The organism is Streptococcus sp. HMSC072G04, from assembly GCF_001813295.1.
GTDB lineage: Bacteria > Bacillota > Bacilli > Lactobacillales > Streptococcaceae > Streptococcus.
Map to the genome: position 1 here is coordinate 66,332 of NZ_KV812027.1, position 18,975 is coordinate 85,306.

Consider the following 18,975-nt stretch of genomic DNA (forward strand, 5'->3'; position numbering starts at 1 on the left):
ATTAACAATATAGTTTTAAAATTACCGTGATTTTTACCACGGCAATTCTTGCCATACCTGTTCAACATCATCCATCAGTTTCATAACCATTTGAAGATCCTCCTCACTATAGTTTCTTAAAACTGAAAAAATGGCCTTTTCAATATGTTCTTGCTGCTCTTTATGGATATTAAAAACTTCAACACCTTTTTTGGATAATATCAGATATTTATTTTTTTCATTATCCGGTGCAAATTCAAAAGTAACGAGGTCTTTCTTGGTTAAACGTCTAACACTCTGAGTAATGGCACTCCTAGATACTTCAAGTAACTCAGATAATTTCACTAGATTCACAGGCTGATTGCGACCTATCAGGTCGATCAAATGGACTTCATTAATAGTGATTGATTTATCAATACTGTTCCTATGCTGAGCTTTTTTCAACTGTTCAAAAGCTAAAGCAAAGCTGTTAAAACGATTATTAAACTTATACAGTTCTTTCTTATTCATAGCGCCTCTCTTTTGTTAATGATATTAACAAAAATACTATTTATTGTCAAGCTGAGCCTAAAAAATCCTCCAGAGCTGAACTCTGAAGGATTCATTTTTATTTTACAACAATATTAACCAATTTAGTTGGCTTCAATAGTCCAGTGGACTATTGAAGGTGGCAGATAGGGCTAATAAACTCGTTATTTAACGACGATGTTAACGAGTTTATTAGGGACACTAATCACTTTCACGATGTCCTTGCCATCGATTTCTGCTTTGACTTTTTCGTCAGCTAGAGCGACTTCTTGCAATTCTTCGCGTGAAAGATCTTTCGCGACCATGAGTTTAGCACGGACTTTTCCTTTGATTTGAACGACGATTTCAATTTCGTCTTCAACCAATTTGCTTTCGTCCCATGTTGGCCAAGCCACATAAGAGATAGACTCGCCTGTTGCTGCGACTGTTTGCCAGAGTTCTTCTGCCAAGTGAGGCGCAAATGGAGCGATCAATTGGATAAAGCCTTTGGCATAATCCACATAGAGTTTGTCTTCCTTGTTCGCCGCATTGACAAAGACCATGAGCTGAGCAATGGCTGTGTTGAATTTCATAGACTCGATTTGCTCAGTGACAGACTTAACAGTTTCGTTGTAAACCTTGTCTAGAGCGCCATTGTTTTCCGCAACGATTTCTTTACTTGTGATCAAACGGTAAACACGGTCAAGGAATTTACGGCTTCCTTCCAATCCTTCTTCAGACCAAGCGATAGAAGCATCGAGTGGTCCCATGAACATTTCATAGACACGAAGGGTATCCGCACCGTATTGTTCCACCACATCGTCTGGGTTGACAACGTTCTTGAGGGATTTCGACATCTTAGCTGGCGCTTGCTCCAATTCTTCTCCTGTTTCAACATGGAAGAAGGAACCGTCACGTTTTTCAACCTTGTCAGTTGCCACAAGAGCTCCACGGTGGTCACGGTAGCTTGTTCCCAAGATCATTCCTTGGTTAAAGAGTTTTTGGAATGGCTCTTTAGTCGGTACAACACCAAGGTCATAGAGGAACTTATGCCAGAAACGAGCGTAGAGCAAGTGAAGCACAGCGTGTTCTGCACCACCTACGTAGATATCGACTGGCAACCATTGTTTGAGGAGATCCTCGTCAGCCAATTTCTCAGTGTTGTGTGGATCGATATAGCGGAGGTAGTACCAGCTTGAACCGGCCCATTGTGGCATGGTATTGGTTTCACGACGACCTTTGACACCATCCTCACGAGTCACTTCAAGCCAATCTGTCAAGTTAGCCAATGGGCTTTCCCCAGTACCTGAAGGGCGGATGTCCTTGGTTACTGGCAAGACAAGCGGCAGTTCACTTTCTGGCACAGCTGTTGAAGTTCCATCTTCCCAATGAATGATTGGGATTGGTTCACCCCAGTAACGTTGACGGCTAAAGAGCCAGTCGCGGAGACGGTAGGTCACCTTTTCTTGACCAAAGCCTTTTTCTTCTAGCCAAGCTACAATTTTAGCAATCGCTTCTTCTTTGTTGAGACCGTTCAAGAAATCAGAGTTGACGTGAAGCCCATCTTCTGTGTAGGCAGCTTCTGCTACGTCTCCACCTTCCAAGACTTCTACGATTGGAAGACCAAACTGTTTAGCAAATTCCCAGTCACGCTCATCGTGGGCAGGTACGGCCATAACAGCACCTGTTCCGTAGCTAGCAAGAACATAGTCCGCAATCCAGATTGGAATTTCTTTGCCATTAACAGGGTTGATAGCATAAGCACCAGTCCAAACTCCTGTTTTTTCCTTGGCAAGGTCTGTACGAGCCAAGTCTGATTTGAGGCTAGCTTGGTGTTTGTAGTCCGCTACAGCTTGAGCCTGCTCTGGGCTTGTAATAGCGTCAACCAAGTCATGCTCAGGCGCCAAAACAGTGAAGGTCGCACCAAAAAGTGTATCTGGACGAGTCGTAAAGACGGTGAATTCCTTGTCTGTTCCTTTTACTTTGAAAGTTACGTTAGCACCAGTTGATTTACCAATCCAGTTGCGTTGCATGTCCTTGATAGACTCTGGCCAGTCAAGATCATCCAAGTCATTGAGCAAGCGCTCCGCATAGGCCGTGATTTTAAGCATCCATTGGCGCATTGGTTTGCGGACAACTGGATAGCCCCCACGCTCAGAGGTTCCATCTGGAAGAACTTCTTCGTTGGCAATAGCTGTTCCTAGTTCCTCAACCCAGTTTACTGGCACTTCCGCTTCATAAGCCAAGCCTTTTTCGTAAAGCTTGGTGAAAATCCATTGCGTCCACTTGTAGTAGTTCGGATCTGTCGTATTGACTTCACGGTCCCAGTCGTAAGAGAAGCCAAGCGCATTGATTTGACGTTTAAAGTTGGCAATGTTTTCTGCTGTGAATTCCGCTGGGTCATTCCCTGTATCCATAGCGTATTGCTCTGCAGGCAAACCAAAGGCATCCCAGCCCATTGGGTGAAGGACATTGTAGCCTTGGGCACGTTTGAAACGGCTAAGGATATCTGTTGCTGTGTAGCCTTCTGGGTGTCCTACGTGAAGACCCGCTCCAGATGGGTAAGGGAACATGTCCAATGCATAAAACTTAGGTTTTGAAGCATCTGTTCCTGTCTTAAAGGTGTGATGGTCAGCCCAGTATTTTTGCCACTTAGGCTCGATTTCTTTATGATTGTAAAAACTCATAGCGTCTCTCCAATTTTCGTGATGCTCCTATTATACCATTTTTAGGCGATTTTTAAAGGTTCAGACAAAGAAAAAGACAGGTCCCATACGGGACCTGTCTCTCCTGTTTTCTTCAAGAAAAGTCTATTTCACATGCTTTTCAAGTTCTTCTTGCGCTTTTTTATTGGATTTTTCTTTTTCTTTCTTCCATTGTTCACGCGCTTTGTCGTAGTCTTTAGCAGATACGACCTTGTCTTGAACTTCCAAATATTTATAGTTGAAGGATTGACCCTTGTGGCCTGTCCAAGCAAAGGCTGCAGAGTATGGTACAGTCTTACGAACACCTGGAGAAGCTCCATCTGAATGGATCGGAATCAAGAGGGCACTGTCGGTCAACCAAGCTTGAGCAGCAGCATATTTTTCGTAACGCTTGTTCACATCTTTGGTTTCATTGTGCGCATCTTCGATCAATTGATCATATTCATCAAAACCAGCTGCTTTTGCGGCTGCATTATCCGTACCAGCATCGAATCCAAAGTAAGAATTGGCGTTTTCGCCGGATTTACCACTAGTGATATCAATGTAAGAAGATGGGTCCGTATAGTCTGGTCCCCAACCCAAGTTATTGTTCAAATCCCAGTCTTGTTGCGATGCATTTTCAGCAAAGTAGGTGACCCGTTGAAGATCATCATCTGAGATCATTTTCAGATCAATAACAATATTTTCTGCTCCTAAAGTTGACTCGATCGACTGTTTGAAGGATTGGGCTTGTTTGATTCCTTCTGTATAAGTTGAAGAAGTTGGAAGGTCCAAATGAATTGGGAATTCAACTCCTTGAGCCTGCAAATCTGCCTTGGCTTTTGCAAACTCTTCTTTGGCCTTGGTTGGATTGTAGAGGGTATCTTTTCCATCTGCGACAGAGACCCCTTTCCATTCATCCCCATAAGCTTCCAAGTCTTTTTCTACTGCATCCCCAAATTGTTGGCCATTGATTTGGACAAAGTTTGGTGGCGTAAAGGTATTACGGATGACCTTATTGGCAGCAGCTTCCCCGTTCGCCTGAGCTACATATGCCTTACGGTTGAAGGCAAACATAATGGCTTGACGGAAGTCCTTATTTAAGATTGCTTTCTTAGTTGAAGTCTTTTGTGCATCTGTGGTCTTGGCTGTAATTTCATAAGACTGACGGTCAATGTTGAAGGAAAGGTTGTAGGTAGATGAACCTTGGTCACTAAAGACGATATCGTCTTTGTGTTTCTTCTCTACACTCTTATAGTTAGAGCCACTTGGGAAGACACGGGCAACCGTATAGTCACCTTTATCAAATCCACGGATCAAGGATTCTGAATCTTGTCCATCATAATAGGTCAACTTGACTTTACCGATCTTGACATTGTCCGCATCCCAGTATGTTGGGTTCTTTTCCAATGTCGCAGAAGATTTAGAAGTGATGGATTTGATCAAATAAGGACCACAGTATAGGATACTAGATGGAGAAGTTCCTTGACCATAGTCATCTCCTTTAGATTTCAGGAATTCTTCGTTGACCGGCATCAAGATCCCCATCGTAGTCTTAGAATTCCAGAAACTTTCTGGTTGACTCAAAGTATATTGAACGGTGTAATCATCAATAGCTTTTACACCAACAGTTGAGAAATCAGATGTCTTCCCTGAAACATAATCATCCAAACCTTTGACAGATTTTTGGACCAAGTAAATCGCTTGTGATTTCTTGTCTGCCGCGTGCTTGAGACCTGTGACAAAGTCTTGAGCCTTGACTTCTCCATATTCTTCCCCTTCAGAAGTCATCCATTTGACCCCTTTACGGAGTTTATAAGTATAGGTCAAGCCATCCTTGGAAACAGTCCAGTCTTTAGCAAGCGATGGGATCAAGTTCCCGTACTTGTCCACTTCCAACAAGCCATCTATCGCATTTCCTGTAAACTCGGAAGTCGATTTTTTATTAGAAATCGAGTAGTCTAAGGTATCTGGATCCTGGGTATAGACATAGCTATAGGTCTGACCACCAGAGCTACTAGATTTCCCTCCTGAGCAGGCTGCCAGTACACCAGCTGATAAAAGCAGAGCGCTGGTAGCTAAGAGTACCTTCCCTTTGTTCATATAAATCACCTCATTGTAAAAAATGTTATACTCAATTTAAATTATAGCACTTTCTAGGGAAATGTAAACGCTTTTACTGTGAAATTATTCTATTTCTTCTTTATTTTTTCAATTTCTTCTTTTTCTAGAATTTTTTCAAGTTGAATCTCTGGCCTGTATGATATAATGGAATCTATGAATTATGGGAGACATTTACACAAACGACTAAAACACAGCCTCTTGTCCCTCCTTGTAGGAGTCTTGACATTAGGCCCTATTTCCACTGCCTTTGCGGACGACATCTACCAGCAAGAAGATGTCATGAAAATCGCAGCTGATGCTGGACTGGTATTGGACGATTTTTACAAACCTAAGGCTGACATCGTCATCGACGCCAATACTGGAGCTATATTGTACGGAGATAATATCGACACGGTCCGGGACTCAGGAAGCATGGCCAAACTCATGAGTGCCTATGTGGTCTTTCGGGCCCTTAAGGAAGGCAAGATCAAGTACGATACCGTGGTCACAGCAACAGAGGCAGACCAAGCCATCTCGGAAAACAATCTTTTAAGTAACTCACCTATTGTAGCTGGTGTTGACTACAAGGTATCGGAATTGATCAAGATGCTCTTTGTTCCATCTTCTAGTGCAGCCGTGATTATGCTCGCCAACGCCGTCACTGACAATGATCCCGATAAGTTTTTGGACTTAATGAATCAGTACGCGCAAGAAATGGGGATGAGCCATACCAAATGGCACAATCCAAATGGGGCGATGATTTCGGTCCTTCAGGGCTACTACAATCCTCAGCGCTACGATGTCAATGCGAATAACGAAATCACAGCGCGGGACATGTCTATTCTGGCTTATCACATCGTAAACGACCTGCCAGAAATGTTGGAATACACCAAGCAAGCTCACACTACGATCATGGAAGGAACCCCCTACGAGCAAAGCTACGATAACTACAATACTTCCCTCGAAGGTGGAAAGTTCGCCCTTAAAGGAACAGATGGACTCAAAACTGGATCCAGCCCAACTGCTGACTACAACTACACCGCGACAACCAAGCGGGGTAAACAGCGGATTATCGAAGTGATTTTGGGGGTTGGAAACTACGATGTCGAGATCGCCGAAAGCTACCGCAATCAAATCGGGAATACCTTGGCTGAGAAAATGTTCGCAGACTACCAGTATAAAAAAATCCTTTCTGCAGGCGATCATACCATCGACGGGAAGACCATTCAGCTGAAGCAAGACTTCTATGCGACCGTTAAGAAGGGGACGAAGCCAGCCCTTAAACTGGAAGACAACCGCCTAGTCGTTCAGAACGGCTTGCAACAGGTATCTCCAAGTATTAAAGCGGGAGTGACCGTCAATGAGTCTAAAACAACGACCTTTAGCAGTAAAAGCAAGGGACTAGATGTTATGTGGCTCTTCTGCTTCCTGCCTGCCGGAATTTTATACCTGATCTTTAAACAAACCGATCCAAAAAGAAGAAAATAGAAAAAGAACTCCCATTACCATAAGGTATGGGAGTTCTTGGTTTGTTGACAAAGTCATCTTAGAAACTTTCCTTAGGTGAGTACGGACGTCAGCGACCTTCTAAGAAGTTCCATGACTTAGTTTTGAGCCTAAGGTCTCAAAACTCCCGAGTGCCTGAAACAATTGTTTTCAGGCACTTTTCTCACGGCGGAAAGTTCCTAAGTATTTTTTAATGAGCCTTAAAAAGTATCTAATTTTAATTTTTTAGGCATCCATTAGTTTGTTTGATGTAAAAAATCAGTTTGTCTACATTATCTGTGAATGACAGATATTGATTTAGTCTAAACCTTGAACGTAGGCATCTACTGCTACGATGGCTTGGGCAATATCAGAAGCCTTCACTTCAAATGGCATTTGATGGATGGTTTCTCCTTCGATGGTGGCTTGTTGACCAACTTTGAGAAGATCTTCATAACTTGCAGTTTCAAGATGCATTTCTTTCAGAGTGGTTGGCATGCCGATTTGTTGATAGAAACGAATGTATTTATTCAATTCTTCCTTAGGACGGTTTTCCAAGAACAATTGAACCAAGGTTCCATAAGCTACTTTTTCACCGTGTGTCAAATGGTGGATGTCCCCAGTAAGGGCTGTAAAGCCATTATGGATGGCATGGGCCGCTGCTAACCCACCACTTTCAAACCCAATCCCACTAAGAAGAGTATTGGCTTCGATAATGTTTTCAAGAGCAGGGGTTACGACTTTGGCTTCACAAGCAGCCATGGCTTGGAGACCATCAGCAAATAAGGTTTCTTCACAACGTTGTGCAATGGCGACACCCGCTAAGGTTTGTCGTTGACCCAACATGGTTTTTCCATTCGCTTGCAAAACCGCACGCGCTTCTACCCAAGTCGCTAGGCCATCTGCGATACCAGAGGCGAGCAAACGTTTTGGTGCTTGAGAGATCACTTTGCTATCCACCAAGACCAATTCTGGGTTCTTAGAATAGAAGATATAGCGCTCAAAGGCACCCTCATCCGTATAGATAACCGACAAGGCTGAAACGGGAGCATCTGTAGAGGCGATGGTCGGAGCAATCACAACTGGTGATTTTAGAAGATCAGCAATAGCTTTTGCACTATCGATGGTCTTTCCTCCACCAAGTCCAATGACCAAATTACAGCCATTTTCTTCTGCCAGACTAACCACACGATTGATTTCGTTGTCAGAAGCTTCTCCATTGAAGAAGACTGGCAAAACCGTGAGCCCATTTTGACCAAGGTATTCTTCAAAACGCTTCCCTACGATATCATAGACCACTGAATCACATAGCAAAACAGGGTGAGTCCCTAATTCTGAAATAGATTGCGCATTTTCAAATAAGGCATTCTCACCTTGAATGTAACGTGACGGACTTGCAAAATTTCTCATAGTCTACTCCTTTAAAATTTATTTAGTTCACACTCATAGTAGCATTTATTTCTATGAAAGTCAAAGAATTATACAAGGCTGCAATCAATTAAATTTATCTGTTCAGGCAGCCATTGAAAACGCTTCATTATTATTTGATTATTTGATATCTCTTCTGATTTCTAATCCACTCAAAAATCCCCAAAGCTAGTTTCAGTAGATTGAAACTTGGCTTTTGGGATTTTTATTTTTTTACAAGCATTGAGAAAATCAATCAATGGCTTAACTGAAGTCGAGACTACTTCCTTTGGAAAAAAGATAAATCAATTGGCATTCAGGGAATGCGGCATTGATTTCCTATTTTTCTGCAGGAAGTTTCGGTAAACCGAATCGTCTCTCCTATCTTAGTTTACCAAATAATCACACGATCTTCTGGTGCGCGCCACATGCCGTCGCCTTCTTTGACATCAAAGGTTTCAAAGAATTCGTCAAAGTTTGGCAATTGAACATTGGTACGGAGTTTTCCTGGTGCGTGGACATCAACACTTGCGAGGAGTTGCATGTACTCTGTCCGAGCTTTCATGCGCCAGATGCGAGCAAAGTTGGTGAAGAATTCTTCTGCTGAGAAGTCTGCTTCTTTCTTAGCGGCTTCAAGGGCTGCAGCGATTCCTCCGAGGTCTGCTACGTTCTCAGAAACAGTCAATTTCCCGTTGATCTTAGCACCGTAAGAGTCTTGACCTTCGAACTGATCGATAACTTTTTGCGTGCGAGCTGTAAAGGCTTCGTAGTCCTCTGGCTTCCACCAGTCTTTCAAGCTACCGTGCTCATCAAAGGAAGCACCATTGGTGTCAAAGGCGTGGGAGATTTCATGGGCAATGACTGCACCGATTCCGCCGTAGTTGGCTGATGATGATTGGTGAAGGTCATAGAAAGGTGCTTGTAAAATCGCTGCTGGGAAGACGATTTGGTTTTGTTGCGGATCATAGTAGGCATTGACCAGATGGGCTGGCATGTGCCATTCGCTTCGATCAACCGGTTGGTTCCACTTGCTCCAAGTATGGGCAATGGAAATTTCGTAAAGGGCTTGAGCATTTTCAACCAAGGTCTTGCTTTCGTCGATGATCTTTTTGGCGTATGTTTCTGGTAATTTTTCAGGGTAGCCGATATGTGGTGTGATGACATTGAGTTTGACAATGGCTTTTTCACGAGTTTCAGGAGCGAGCCAGTCTGCTTTTTCTAAGCGCTCCTTATAGACGTCAATCATGGTCGCTACTTTATGCTCTACGTCTGCTTTTGCTTCTGGTGAGAATTTTTCTCCCGCATACCAGAGTCCAAGTGCTTGGCTATAAGGTCCTTCTGCCAAGGCCAGAGCGGCTTTTTCTTTTGGACGAGGTTCTGGAATCCCCGTGATGATCCGTCCATATTCACCAGACAAGACACGGATTTCTTCCGTCAAGAAAGACGTCCAATCTAAAGCTGCACCAAGTTTCAATTTGGCATGAATGGTTTCCCAGTTGGCTGCCGAGTAGTATTTTGGTGCGAATTCCTTCCAGAAACGCTCTTCTGGCACGATGATTTTATCTGGTGTTTGTCCGATCACTTCAGTAAAGAAGGCATCGAGTGGCAATTCTGGGACCAAGGCCTTGAAATCTGCCCACTCATAAGGATGATAGAGTTTGTTGTACTCTGATCTTTCTTCATTTGACAAAACATATTTGGCCAATTCTGCATCCGCCGCAATGACCTTATCCAGGATATCCTTGATTTCTTCCTCTGAGAATTCAAATTTAGGTAAGAGTTTTTCCATCATTTGGCGCCAGATAGCCAGTAATTCTGGGCCTTTTTCGTTGCCATCTTCATAATAGGTTGTATCTGGCAAGATGAGAGCAAGAGACTCTCCCCACAAGACATTCATTTGGGCATTCATAAAGTCTGGTGACACGCTAAATGGCATGAGATTTGGTTTGCCAGCTAGTTCATAGGTCCCCAACTTGCTGGTATAGTCTTCAAAAGAAGACAGAGCCTTAATTTCATTGATCAAGGGCATGACTGGTGCCACACCAGCTGCTTCTCGCGCATCAAAATCTGCCACCATTTTATGGTATTTGACAAAGTTTTGCAGAATGCTATCTTCAGGCAGCTCTTCTCCCCGTTGCCATTTTCCAGTGATATCCAACATCAAGTTTTCGATGTCTTGGATCAAGTCCATAAAACCACCAGTTGACGGTTTGTCATCAGGAATCACAGCTGTCTCAGCCCATTCCCCATTGACGTAATCATAAAAATCATCTTGTAAACGTACCATGATCTTCTCGCTTTCATTCTTTTGTAATAACCTTATCAAAAATAGGAACTTTTTTCAATGATTTCAAGAGATTTAAGTTGAATTATTTTAAAAATTAACTTGACTTAACTTTTTATTCGTGTATAATTATTTCAAAAATTAACTTGACTTAATTTTTTTATTCATGTATATTAATGGTAAAGGAGCAAAATCATGATTCAAATTGAACATCTCAGTGTTGCTTACCAGCAAACACTGGCCTTGGAGGATCTTTCCCTCACCATCCAGGGTCCAACCATCCTAGGCATTCTTGGCCCCAATGGGGCTGGAAAATCAACCCTAATCAAGGCCATGCTAGGACTTCTCCCTCATGCGGGAAAGGTCCAGCTCGATCAAAAAGATCTCAGCCAAGTTCTTCAACGGGTGGCCTACGTCGAACAGAAATCCGCTATTGATTTCCACTTTCCCATCACGGTGAGAGAGTGCATCTCACTGGGTCTTTATCCCCACCTTTCTATCTTCAAGAGAAAAAGCAAAGAAGATCTCCAAAAAGTGGAAAATGCCTTGAAACTTGTCAATCTTCTTGATCTAGCGGATCGCCAGATCGGCCAGCTTTCAGGAGGGCAATTCCAACGGGTGCTGATCGCCCGCTGCTTGGTCCAAGAAGCGGATGTCATTTTTTTGGATGAGCCCTTCGCAGGGATTGACTCTGTCAGCGAAGACATCATCATGCAGACCCTCCAGACCTTGAAACAAGAAGGCAAGACCATTCTGATCGTCCATCACGACCTCAGCAAGGTCCCAGCTTATTTCGACCAGGTCCTCCTCCTTCATCGTAAACTGATTGCATTTGGGAAAACAGAGGAAACCTTTACCAAAGAAAATCTGCATGCAGCCTATGGGCATGAACTCTTTATAGGAGGTGGCGTCGGATGATTACAGAATTTATCGATGGATTACAGCAATTCCACTTCTTACAGAATGCCCTGATCACAGCCATCGCCATCGGGATTGTCGCTGGAGCCGTTGGATGCTTCATTATTTTAAGAGGCATGTCTCTCATGGGAGACGCTATCTCACACGCAGTTCTTCCTGGTGTGGCTCTCTCCTTTATCCTGGGCATCAATTTCTTTATTGGCGCTATTGTCTTTGGCCTCCTGGCGTCCGTCCTTATCACCTATATCAAGAGCAACTCCATCATCAAGAGCGACACTGCAATTGGGATTACCTTTTCTTCTTTCCTCGCCTTAGGAGTCATCCTGATTGGAGTCGCTAAAAGTTCCACCGACCTTTTCCACATCCTCTTTGGGAATATCTTGGCCGTCCAAGACCGGGATATGTGGATAACCATCGGTGTTGGTGCTGCGGTCTTGCTGGTGATTGTCCTACTCTTTCGACCCTTACTGCTCACATCTTTTGATCCTGTTCTGGCTCAATCCATGGGCGTCCGGGTCAAGGTCTATCACTACCTCCTTATGGTGCTCTTGACCTTGGTTTCTGTCACTGCTATGCAGAGTGTCGGAACCATTCTCATCGTCGCCATGCTCATTACACCCGCTGCGACGGCCTATCTCTATACCAATAGTCTCTGGTCCATGATGCTCCTTTCATCCGGATTAGGTGCTCTTGCATCCATCCTGGGACTCTTTATTGGCTATAGCTTAAACATCGCCGTCGGGTCTTGTATTGTCCTCACTTCTGCTGTCTTCTTTCTCATCAGCTTCTTTATCGCTCCTAAGCAGAGAAAGAATAAGCACGCTCTTTCATCTCATTAAAGGAGAAAACCATGAAAAAATTCACTTCTATCCTCGCCCTCTTTGTGGCGCTCTTATTTGGTCTGTTGGCCTGTAGCAAAGGCTCTTCTTCTGGAGCTTCTGATAAATTGAAAGTGGTCACCACCAACTCCATCCTTGCAGATATCACCAAAAATATAGCTGGGGATAAGATCGAGCTGCACAGTATCGTTCCTGTCGGCAAAGATCCTCACGAGTACGAACCGCTTCCAGAAGATGTCAAAAAGACTTCGCAAGCAGACCTCATCTTCTACAACGGGATCAACCTCGAAACCGGTGGCAATGCTTGGTTTACTAAATTGGTCAAAAATGCCAATAAAGTTGAAAACAAAGACTATTTCGCAGCTAGCGACGGAGTCGACGTCATCTACTTGGAAGGCCAAAACCAAGCTGGAAAAGAAGACCCTCACGCTTGGCTCAATCTCGAAAACGGGATCCTCTACGCTAAAAACATTGCCAAACAATTGATCGCAAAAGATCCCAAAAACAAGGACTTCTACGAAAAAAATCTAGCTGCCTATACTGAAAAACTCAGCAAGCTCGACCAAGAAGCCAAACAAAAATTCAACAATATCCCAGAAGAGAAGAAGATGATTGTAACCAGCGAAGGCTGCTTCAAATACTTCTCCAAAGCCTACGGCGTCCCATCCGCCTATATCTGGGAAATCAATACGGAAGAAGAAGGCACACCTGACCAAATCAAAACGCTGGTAGAAAAGCTCCGGCAAACCAAGGTGCCTGCCCTCTTTGTTGAATCCAGTGTCGATGAACGTCCTATGAAAACTGTGTCTAAAGATACCGACATCCCAATCTATGCAAAGATCTTCACTGATTCCATTGCCAAAGAAGGAGAAAAGGGCGATAGCTACTACAGCATGATGAAATGGAATTTGGAGAAAATCGCAGAAGGTTTGAACAAATAAGATTCCAAACTGATTAGATTCTCAAACAAATCAGTGGCTCTTCCCCCTTCATTGATGTACAATGAAAAGAAAAAAGGAGTCTTTGCTATGACAACATTTTTAGGAAACCCTGTTACCTTTACTGGATCTCAACTTCAAGTTGGTGATACTGCTCATGACTTTTCACTGACTACACCAAACTTGGAGAAAAAATCTTTGGCTGATTTTGCTGGGAAGAAAAAAGTTCTCAGTGTGATCCCTTCTATTGATACAGGTATCTGTTCCACTCAAACACGTCACTTCAACCAGGCCCTCTCTGACATGGAGGACACTGTGGTCTTGACGGTTTCCGTCGACCTTCCTTTCGCCCAAGGCAAATGGTGTGCTGCTGAAGGGATCGAAAATGCTATCATGCTCTCAGACTACTATGACCATTCCTTCGGGAAAGCTTACGGTCTCTTGATCAATGAATGGCACTTGCTTGCGCGCGCTGTCTTGGTCTTAGATGCAGACAACAAGGTGACTTACGTTGAATACCTAGACAACATTAACAGCGAACCCAATTACGACGCTGCAATCAAAGCCGTCAAAACACTTGGATAAACATAAAAAGAGGTCTGCGACCTCTTTTTTTAATATAAACAAACTACTTTTACGTAAAAGAACCTAAATGATGCTGAAAAAAAATAAAATGAGGTAGACACTATTAGGCTCATTCAACATATACTGAAACTTTCCACCGTGAGAAAAGTGCTAGAAACACGATTGTTTCTAGCACTCGGGAGTTTTGAAACTTTAGGTTCAAAACTAAGTCATGGAACTTCCTGGATTGCTGAAATCATCCACTGGATAATTTCACCTAACGTCCGTACTCACCTAAGGAAAGTTTCTAAGAGACCTTTGTCTTCAATCTGAAAGAGGACTGCTATAAAATCCGATGGAGCCCATTCTGGAGGAGGACCCGCCAGCGTAAGCGAGGGATGCCTCTGAGGAAACTTCGCACGCGCTGTGCTACTTGTTGCTTATAGCTTTTGCCTCCTTGTGCAAAGACTCCTTTTCGACTCCAATAACCTTGCTCTCCGCGGTCATTCTTCGGAGCTAGATAGCGAACACCTTGGCGATAAAGGACCTGCTTGCGAAAGGCTGGGTCCCAAGCTTTGACGGGGTCAATATCTAAGTCCTTATGGGTCCGGCCCCTAGCCAACCCGTAGTTAAAACTGGCACCATTGACAATGCCATTTTCAGAAACTTCTACTGGATCGACTTCATTGAGGAAATGCCCAGCTTGGTCGAGAATATACTCCGTATGAAAATTTAACAAGACCTTGAAATTGACTTGTCGGGAGGCTCCTGATGGATAATGAAGGTGACCATCTGGCCCTAGGGAGACCTTGTTGTGAAGGCGAGCAGCCGCATAAGCATCCACCGTGACCGCTCTAGCCTCCTGTAGGTAAGCTTGTAAGGCCTCCTCGTCAGTCTGTCCAGCTCTCGCATTATGCATCCTAATCCATTGTGCCTGGTAACTTGAAAGTAGGTAACGCAACTGGTGAATCTGGCGTTTCAAGAGCTGATCTCCCGACTGGTCCGCCAAGGGATCCCTTTCAAAAGCGACCTGCACGACGCGTGAAAAAGCCTTCCAAAAGTCGGAACCTGGTGGACAATCTGGAGCCATCCTACTCAGAAGAAAGGCTGTTTCTTCACAAGTTCCAGACAAGTCACTCGGCATTAGGAGAATTTTCATGACGCCCCTCAGCAAGTCTTGGGCAGCAATTTCCGTTAGATCCTTGATCTCTTGAAACCACATTTTTTGAAACAGAGGACTGGCAAAGAAAAAGACAGACTGGTATTGTTCTTGGTAGGCTTGTGGGTCTTTGTATCCCTGCAAGTGCTTCTCTAGATAGGCTAAACTTTTTTCTCTCCAGCCTAGTCTCGCTAATTCCCGTCTGTTCATAATGCCGTCCTTTCTATGCTTCTATACTACCATCTTTTGGAGCTTGAGACAATTCTCATTACTCCACTAGCGTTTTTGAGGATTTTTTTGATATACTAGAAGTGAGCGAAGAAAAGAGGAAAGCATGACACCAAACAAAGAAGATTACCTCAAGTGCATTTATGAAATTGGCACAGAAGTAGAAAAAATCAGTAATAAGGAAATCGCTAGTCGCATGCAGGTCTCTCCACCCGCTGTGACTGAGATGATTAAGCGGATGGTCTCTGAGGGTCTCCTAGTGAAAGATAAGACCCATGGCTATCTACTAACGGATCTGGGCTCGCAATTGGTCTCTGATCTCTACCGCAAGCACCGCTTGATCGAAGTATTTCTGCTGAAAAATCTTGGCTACACAACTGAAGAAGTCCATGAAGAGGCAGAAGTTCTCGAGCATACCGTTTCTGAACATTTCATCGACCGGCTGGATCACATGCTTGGAAATCCTAAGACATGCCCTCATGGTGGGACAATTCCAAAGAAAGGTGAAAGGCTTGTCGAAGCCTACCAAGACCGTCTCAGTGAAACGACTGAGCCTGGTCTGTATATTCTGCAAAGAGTCTATGACACCTATGAATTGTTAAAATTCTTAGACCAGATCCATCTCCAGATTGGCGATACCATCGCGTTTCAACGGTATGATGACTACACAGGCCTCTATCACTTCGTTATCCATGGACAAGAAATTTCTATCAACCAAGTGATCGCCCAACAACTCTATATCGAAAAACATGCAGTCTAACCCGACTGCATGTTTTCTTACTTATGGATTTTTTGTATCTAGTAAAATCGTCACCGGACCATCATTGATCAATTCAATCGCCATATCGGCTCCAAAGATCCCTCGTTTGACAGGGACTTCTTTTTCTAATTGATCATTAAAGGCATCATATAACTGACTGGCCATCTCTGGCTTGGCAGCCCCTATAAAAGCAGGACGGTTGCCTTTTTTTGTCTCCGCAAAGAGGGTAAATTGAGAGATCGACAAGATTTCTCCTTGAATATCTTTGACCGAAAGATTCATCTTATCTTCCTCATCTGAGAAAATACGCATCTGCGATACCTTGCGGACCGCATACTCCAAATCCTTCTGGTCATCCTCAGGCCCTACTCCCACTAAGAGCAGCAAACCTTGCTGGATCGCATTGTAGACTTGACCATCAATGGAAACCGAGGCACTCTTGACCCGTTGAATTACTAATTTCATTTTATTATCCTATTTTATAAATCTATTGAGCATTCACTGATGCTCTTGAAAGAACATCAACCACAGACGACGAGCTAACCAAGCAATAAAAGACTTCTGAGCATGTCCTAGCTTCTTCAAAGAAAATCGACATCAGACAAGGCAGTGAGACGCAGGCACACCATCTGAAAAGTAAAGGCTGTTCAGTTGCTTTTAGTGCGAGGCAGCGAGACCAAGACAGTACTCTAGAACGGCGAGACTAGCTAACCAAACAATAAAAGAGTTCTGAGCACGTCCTAGCTTCTTCAAAGAAAATCGACATCAGACAAGGCAGTGAGACGCAGGCATAACTGTAGTTAGGCCAGTCGAAACTAACGCAGTATGAAGTCGATTTTCGCAGAAGACTAGCCATTGGTACGCTTAACAGAGTACACCTCCGGCACACTCTTAATCTTATCCACAACCGTTGTCAACATAGACAAGTTTGGAATCCCAAAGGAAATGTGGATATTGGCAAATTTCATGTCTTTGGTTGGTTGGGCATTGACGGTCGAGACCATCTTAGCTGTATTGGAGAGGACTTGTAGTACATCGTTCAGAAGTCCGGCACGGTTGAGTCCGTAAATATCGATGTGAGCAATGTAGTCCTTGGTCGTATTGTTATCTTCCCATTCCACATCAATCAAACGTTGCTCGTAGTTGTCTTGAGCTCGGAGGTTCATACAGTCCTGACGGTGAATGGCAACACCGCGTCCTTTGGTGATGTAGCCGACGATTTCATCGCCTGGAACTGGGTTACAGCACTTAGCAATCCGAATTAAGAGTCCAGAAGCACCTTGGATGACCACGCCACCTTCGTGACGGACTTTCAAGGTGTCTTTTTTATTTTCAACCTTGACCTCGCCACCTTTGACTAGCTCTTCTGCTTCTGCGCGTGCCTTAGCCCGTTCTTCTTCCCGGCGTTCATCCTCCGTCAAGCGGTTAAAGATGGTAATAGCCCCAATCTCTCCAAAACCAATCGCCGCAAACAAGGCTTCTTCTGTCTTGTAACTTGATTTTTGTAGCACTTTGTCCATGTGCTTTTTGTCCATGAACTTATTGGCTACCAAGTCATGCTCGTGGAATTGGGCCATCAAGAGGTCCCGACCACGGTTAATAGATAATTCCTTGTCTTGATTTTTAAAGAACTGACGAATCTTGTTGCGCGCCTTGCTGGTTTTAACAAGGGTCAGCCAGTCACGGCTCGGACCAAAGGAGTTGGCATTGGTGATAATCTCCACCTGGTCTCCCGTCCGTAGCTTGGTATTAAGAGGCACCATCCGGCCGTTGACCTTGGCACCAATCGCTTTTTCCCCAACCTTGGTATGGATTTCATAGGCAAAATCGATCGGCCCAGAATCTTTCGGAAGCGAGCGCACGGTTCCATCTGGTGTGAAGACGTAAATCTCTTCTGCCAGGATGTCTTCTTTTACATTTTCAACAAATTCTTTGGCATCGCCTGACTGGTCTTGGAGTTCCATCATCTCCTTGATCCAGTTCATCCCAATAGCCGATTCCTTGCTGTTGACCTGACCCTTAATGCCTTTTTTATAAGCCCAGTGAGCCGCAACCCCATACTCAGCAACCTCGTGCATTTCCTTGGTTCGGATCTGGAACTCAATCGGTCCTTTAGGGCCGTATACAGTCGTATGGATGGACTGATAACCATTGGCCTTCCGGTTGGCAATATAGTCCTTAAAACGCCCCGGCATTGGCTTCCAGAGCTCATGGATGTAGCCTAGCATAGCATAAACATCACTTGGGGTATCCAGGATACAGCGGATGGCAATCAAGTCATAGATTTCATCAAAGCGTTTCTTTTTATCCTGCATTTTGCGATAGATCGAATAGATATGCTTTGGTCGACCATAAATTTTCCCATGCAAATGGCGTTCCCCAGCATAGGTCTCGATCTTGTGGACAACCTCTTCGACCAACTCTTCTCGCTCGCGACGTTTTTCCTTCATCATATGAGAAATCTTGTAGAATTCGACTTCATTCAGATAACGGAAAGACAAATCCTCAAGCTCCCACTTGACGCTGGAAATACCGAGACGGTGGGCTAGTGGCGCATAGATCTCCATGGTCTCACGCGAAATGCGCTCTTGCTTATCCTTGCGCAAATGCTTGAGGGTACGCATATTATGCAAGCGGTCTGCCAATTTGACCAAAATGACACGGATATCTTGAGACATGGCCATGAGCATCTTGCGATGGTTTTCCGCCAACTGCTCTTCATGGGACTTGTACTTGACCTTCCCGAGCTTGGTCACCCCATCGACAATCACGCGCACATCATGACCAAATTCGCGCTCTAAATCATCTAAAGTCGCATCCGTATCTTCTACGACATCATGCAAAAAGCCGCAGGCGACCGTCACAGCATCCAGTTTCAGCTTGGCAAGGATTCCTGCCACTTGAATCGGATGAATGATATAAGGCTCTCCAGATTGACGGAATTGCCCATTATGGCAATCAACCGCATAGACCAAAGCCTTTTGTACAAAAGCAACATCTTCAGGTGATAAATATTTTTTTGTAAGGGCAACGACTTGGTCCCCTGTTAAATTCTCTTCTTTCGGCATTCGTTTTCTCCAGTTTCTTGGATACTATTTTAACACTTTTAGAAGCAGATGG

Annotated in this window: 14 protein-coding genes; 6 read left to right on the top strand and 8 right to left on the bottom strand. The window is 44.1% G+C overall.

From position 1 onward, the window contains the following. Nucleotides 1–33 precede the first annotated feature (33 nt). The 3 genes from HMPREF2904_RS06065 to HMPREF2904_RS06075 all read right to left on the bottom strand — a co-directional run bounded on the left by HMPREF2904_RS06065 (nucleotide 34) and on the right by HMPREF2904_RS06075 (nucleotide 5,273). Nucleotides 34–489, bottom strand: a complete 456-nt coding sequence (locus HMPREF2904_RS06065; protein ID WP_060933554.1) for a MarR family winged helix-turn-helix transcriptional regulator — start codon at nucleotides 487–489, stop codon at nucleotides 34–36. A gap of 182 nt (nucleotides 490–671) precedes the next feature. After that, nucleotides 672–3,173, bottom strand: coding sequence for a leucine--tRNA ligase (leuS, locus tag HMPREF2904_RS06070; RefSeq protein ID WP_070660999.1), 2,502 nt, complete (start codon nucleotides 3,171–3,173; stop codon nucleotides 672–674). Nucleotides 3,174–3,296: 123 nt separating this feature from the next. Continuing rightward, entirely contained in the window at nucleotides 3,297–5,273 is a 1,977-nt protein-coding gene (locus tag HMPREF2904_RS06075; protein WP_070661003.1) for a peptide ABC transporter substrate-binding protein, read from the bottom strand. 165 nt (nucleotides 5,274–5,438) lie between these two features. Here HMPREF2904_RS06075 and HMPREF2904_RS06080 point away from each other — a divergent pair, with 165 nt between their 5' ends. Further along, nucleotides 5,439–6,761: a DUF1958 domain-containing protein gene (locus tag HMPREF2904_RS06080; RefSeq protein WP_070661006.1), complete on the top strand. Its 1,323-nt coding sequence runs from the start codon at nucleotides 5,439–5,441 to the stop codon at nucleotides 6,759–6,761. Between the two features lie 315 nt (nucleotides 6,762–7,076). Here the strand turns inward: HMPREF2904_RS06080 and HMPREF2904_RS06085 are convergent, their stop codons facing one another. Next, nucleotides 7,077–8,168 carry a glycerol dehydrogenase gene (locus HMPREF2904_RS06085; protein ID WP_070661007.1) on the bottom strand — a complete coding sequence of 364 codons (1,092 nt, stop codon included), beginning with the start codon at nucleotides 8,166–8,168 and terminating at the stop codon, nucleotides 7,077–7,079. A gap of 388 nt (nucleotides 8,169–8,556) precedes the next feature. Further along, nucleotides 8,557–10,452 carry a M13 family metallopeptidase gene (locus tag HMPREF2904_RS06090; RefSeq protein ID WP_070661008.1) on the bottom strand — a complete coding sequence of 632 codons (1,896 nt, stop codon included), beginning with the start codon at nucleotides 10,450–10,452 and terminating at the stop codon, nucleotides 8,557–8,559. A 192-nt stretch (nucleotides 10,453–10,644) separates the two neighbouring features. Between HMPREF2904_RS06090 and HMPREF2904_RS06095 the strand changes: the two genes are divergently transcribed. The 4 genes from HMPREF2904_RS06095 (at nucleotide 10,645) to tpx (ending at nucleotide 13,729) form a co-directional block, all read left to right on the top strand. Further along, a complete protein-coding gene (locus HMPREF2904_RS06095; protein ID WP_023919584.1) occupies nucleotides 10,645–11,367 on the top strand; it encodes a metal ABC transporter ATP-binding protein in 723 nt (240 codons plus the stop codon). Continuing rightward, nucleotides 11,364–12,206, top strand: coding sequence for a metal ABC transporter permease (locus HMPREF2904_RS06100; protein ID WP_003004302.1), 843 nt, complete (start codon nucleotides 11,364–11,366; stop codon nucleotides 12,204–12,206). The genes HMPREF2904_RS06095 and HMPREF2904_RS06100 overlap by 4 nt, the downstream gene beginning before the upstream one ends. An 11-nt stretch (nucleotides 12,207–12,217) precedes the next feature. Continuing rightward, nucleotides 12,218–13,147: a metal ABC transporter substrate-binding lipoprotein/fibrin-binding adhesin FimA gene (gene fimA / locus HMPREF2904_RS06105; RefSeq protein WP_070661010.1), complete on the top strand. Its 930-nt coding sequence runs from the start codon at nucleotides 12,218–12,220 to the stop codon at nucleotides 13,145–13,147. A gap of 87 nt (nucleotides 13,148–13,234) precedes the next feature. Next, entirely contained in the window at nucleotides 13,235–13,729 is a 495-nt protein-coding gene (gene tpx / locus HMPREF2904_RS06110; protein WP_070661012.1) for a thiol peroxidase, read from the top strand. A 322-nt stretch (nucleotides 13,730–14,051) separates the two neighbouring features. On the opposite strand, the gene HMPREF2904_RS06115 is transcribed toward tpx, so the two are convergent. After that, a complete protein-coding gene (locus HMPREF2904_RS06115; RefSeq protein WP_070661014.1) occupies nucleotides 14,052–15,077 on the bottom strand; it encodes a DUF3114 domain-containing protein in 1,026 nt (341 codons plus the stop codon). A 124-nt stretch (nucleotides 15,078–15,201) separates the two neighbouring features. Between HMPREF2904_RS06115 and HMPREF2904_RS06120 the strand changes: the two genes are divergently transcribed. Beyond that, complete coding sequence (locus HMPREF2904_RS06120; protein ID WP_070661016.1) at nucleotides 15,202–15,855, top strand: metal-dependent transcriptional regulator; 654 nt, start codon at nucleotides 15,202–15,204, stop codon at nucleotides 15,853–15,855. 21 nt (nucleotides 15,856–15,876) lie between these two features. Here the strand turns inward: HMPREF2904_RS06120 and dtd are convergent, their stop codons facing one another. Together dtd and HMPREF2904_RS06130 are read right to left on the bottom strand one after the other, a co-directional pair. Then, a complete protein-coding gene (gene dtd / locus HMPREF2904_RS06125) occupies nucleotides 15,877–16,320 on the bottom strand; it encodes a D-aminoacyl-tRNA deacylase (protein WP_070661019.1) in 444 nt (147 codons plus the stop codon). A 383-nt stretch (nucleotides 16,321–16,703) separates the two neighbouring features. After that, a complete protein-coding gene (locus tag HMPREF2904_RS06130) occupies nucleotides 16,704–18,923 on the bottom strand; it encodes a RelA/SpoT family protein (RefSeq protein ID WP_003013723.1) in 2,220 nt (739 codons plus the stop codon). Nucleotides 18,924–18,975 lie beyond the last annotated feature (52 nt).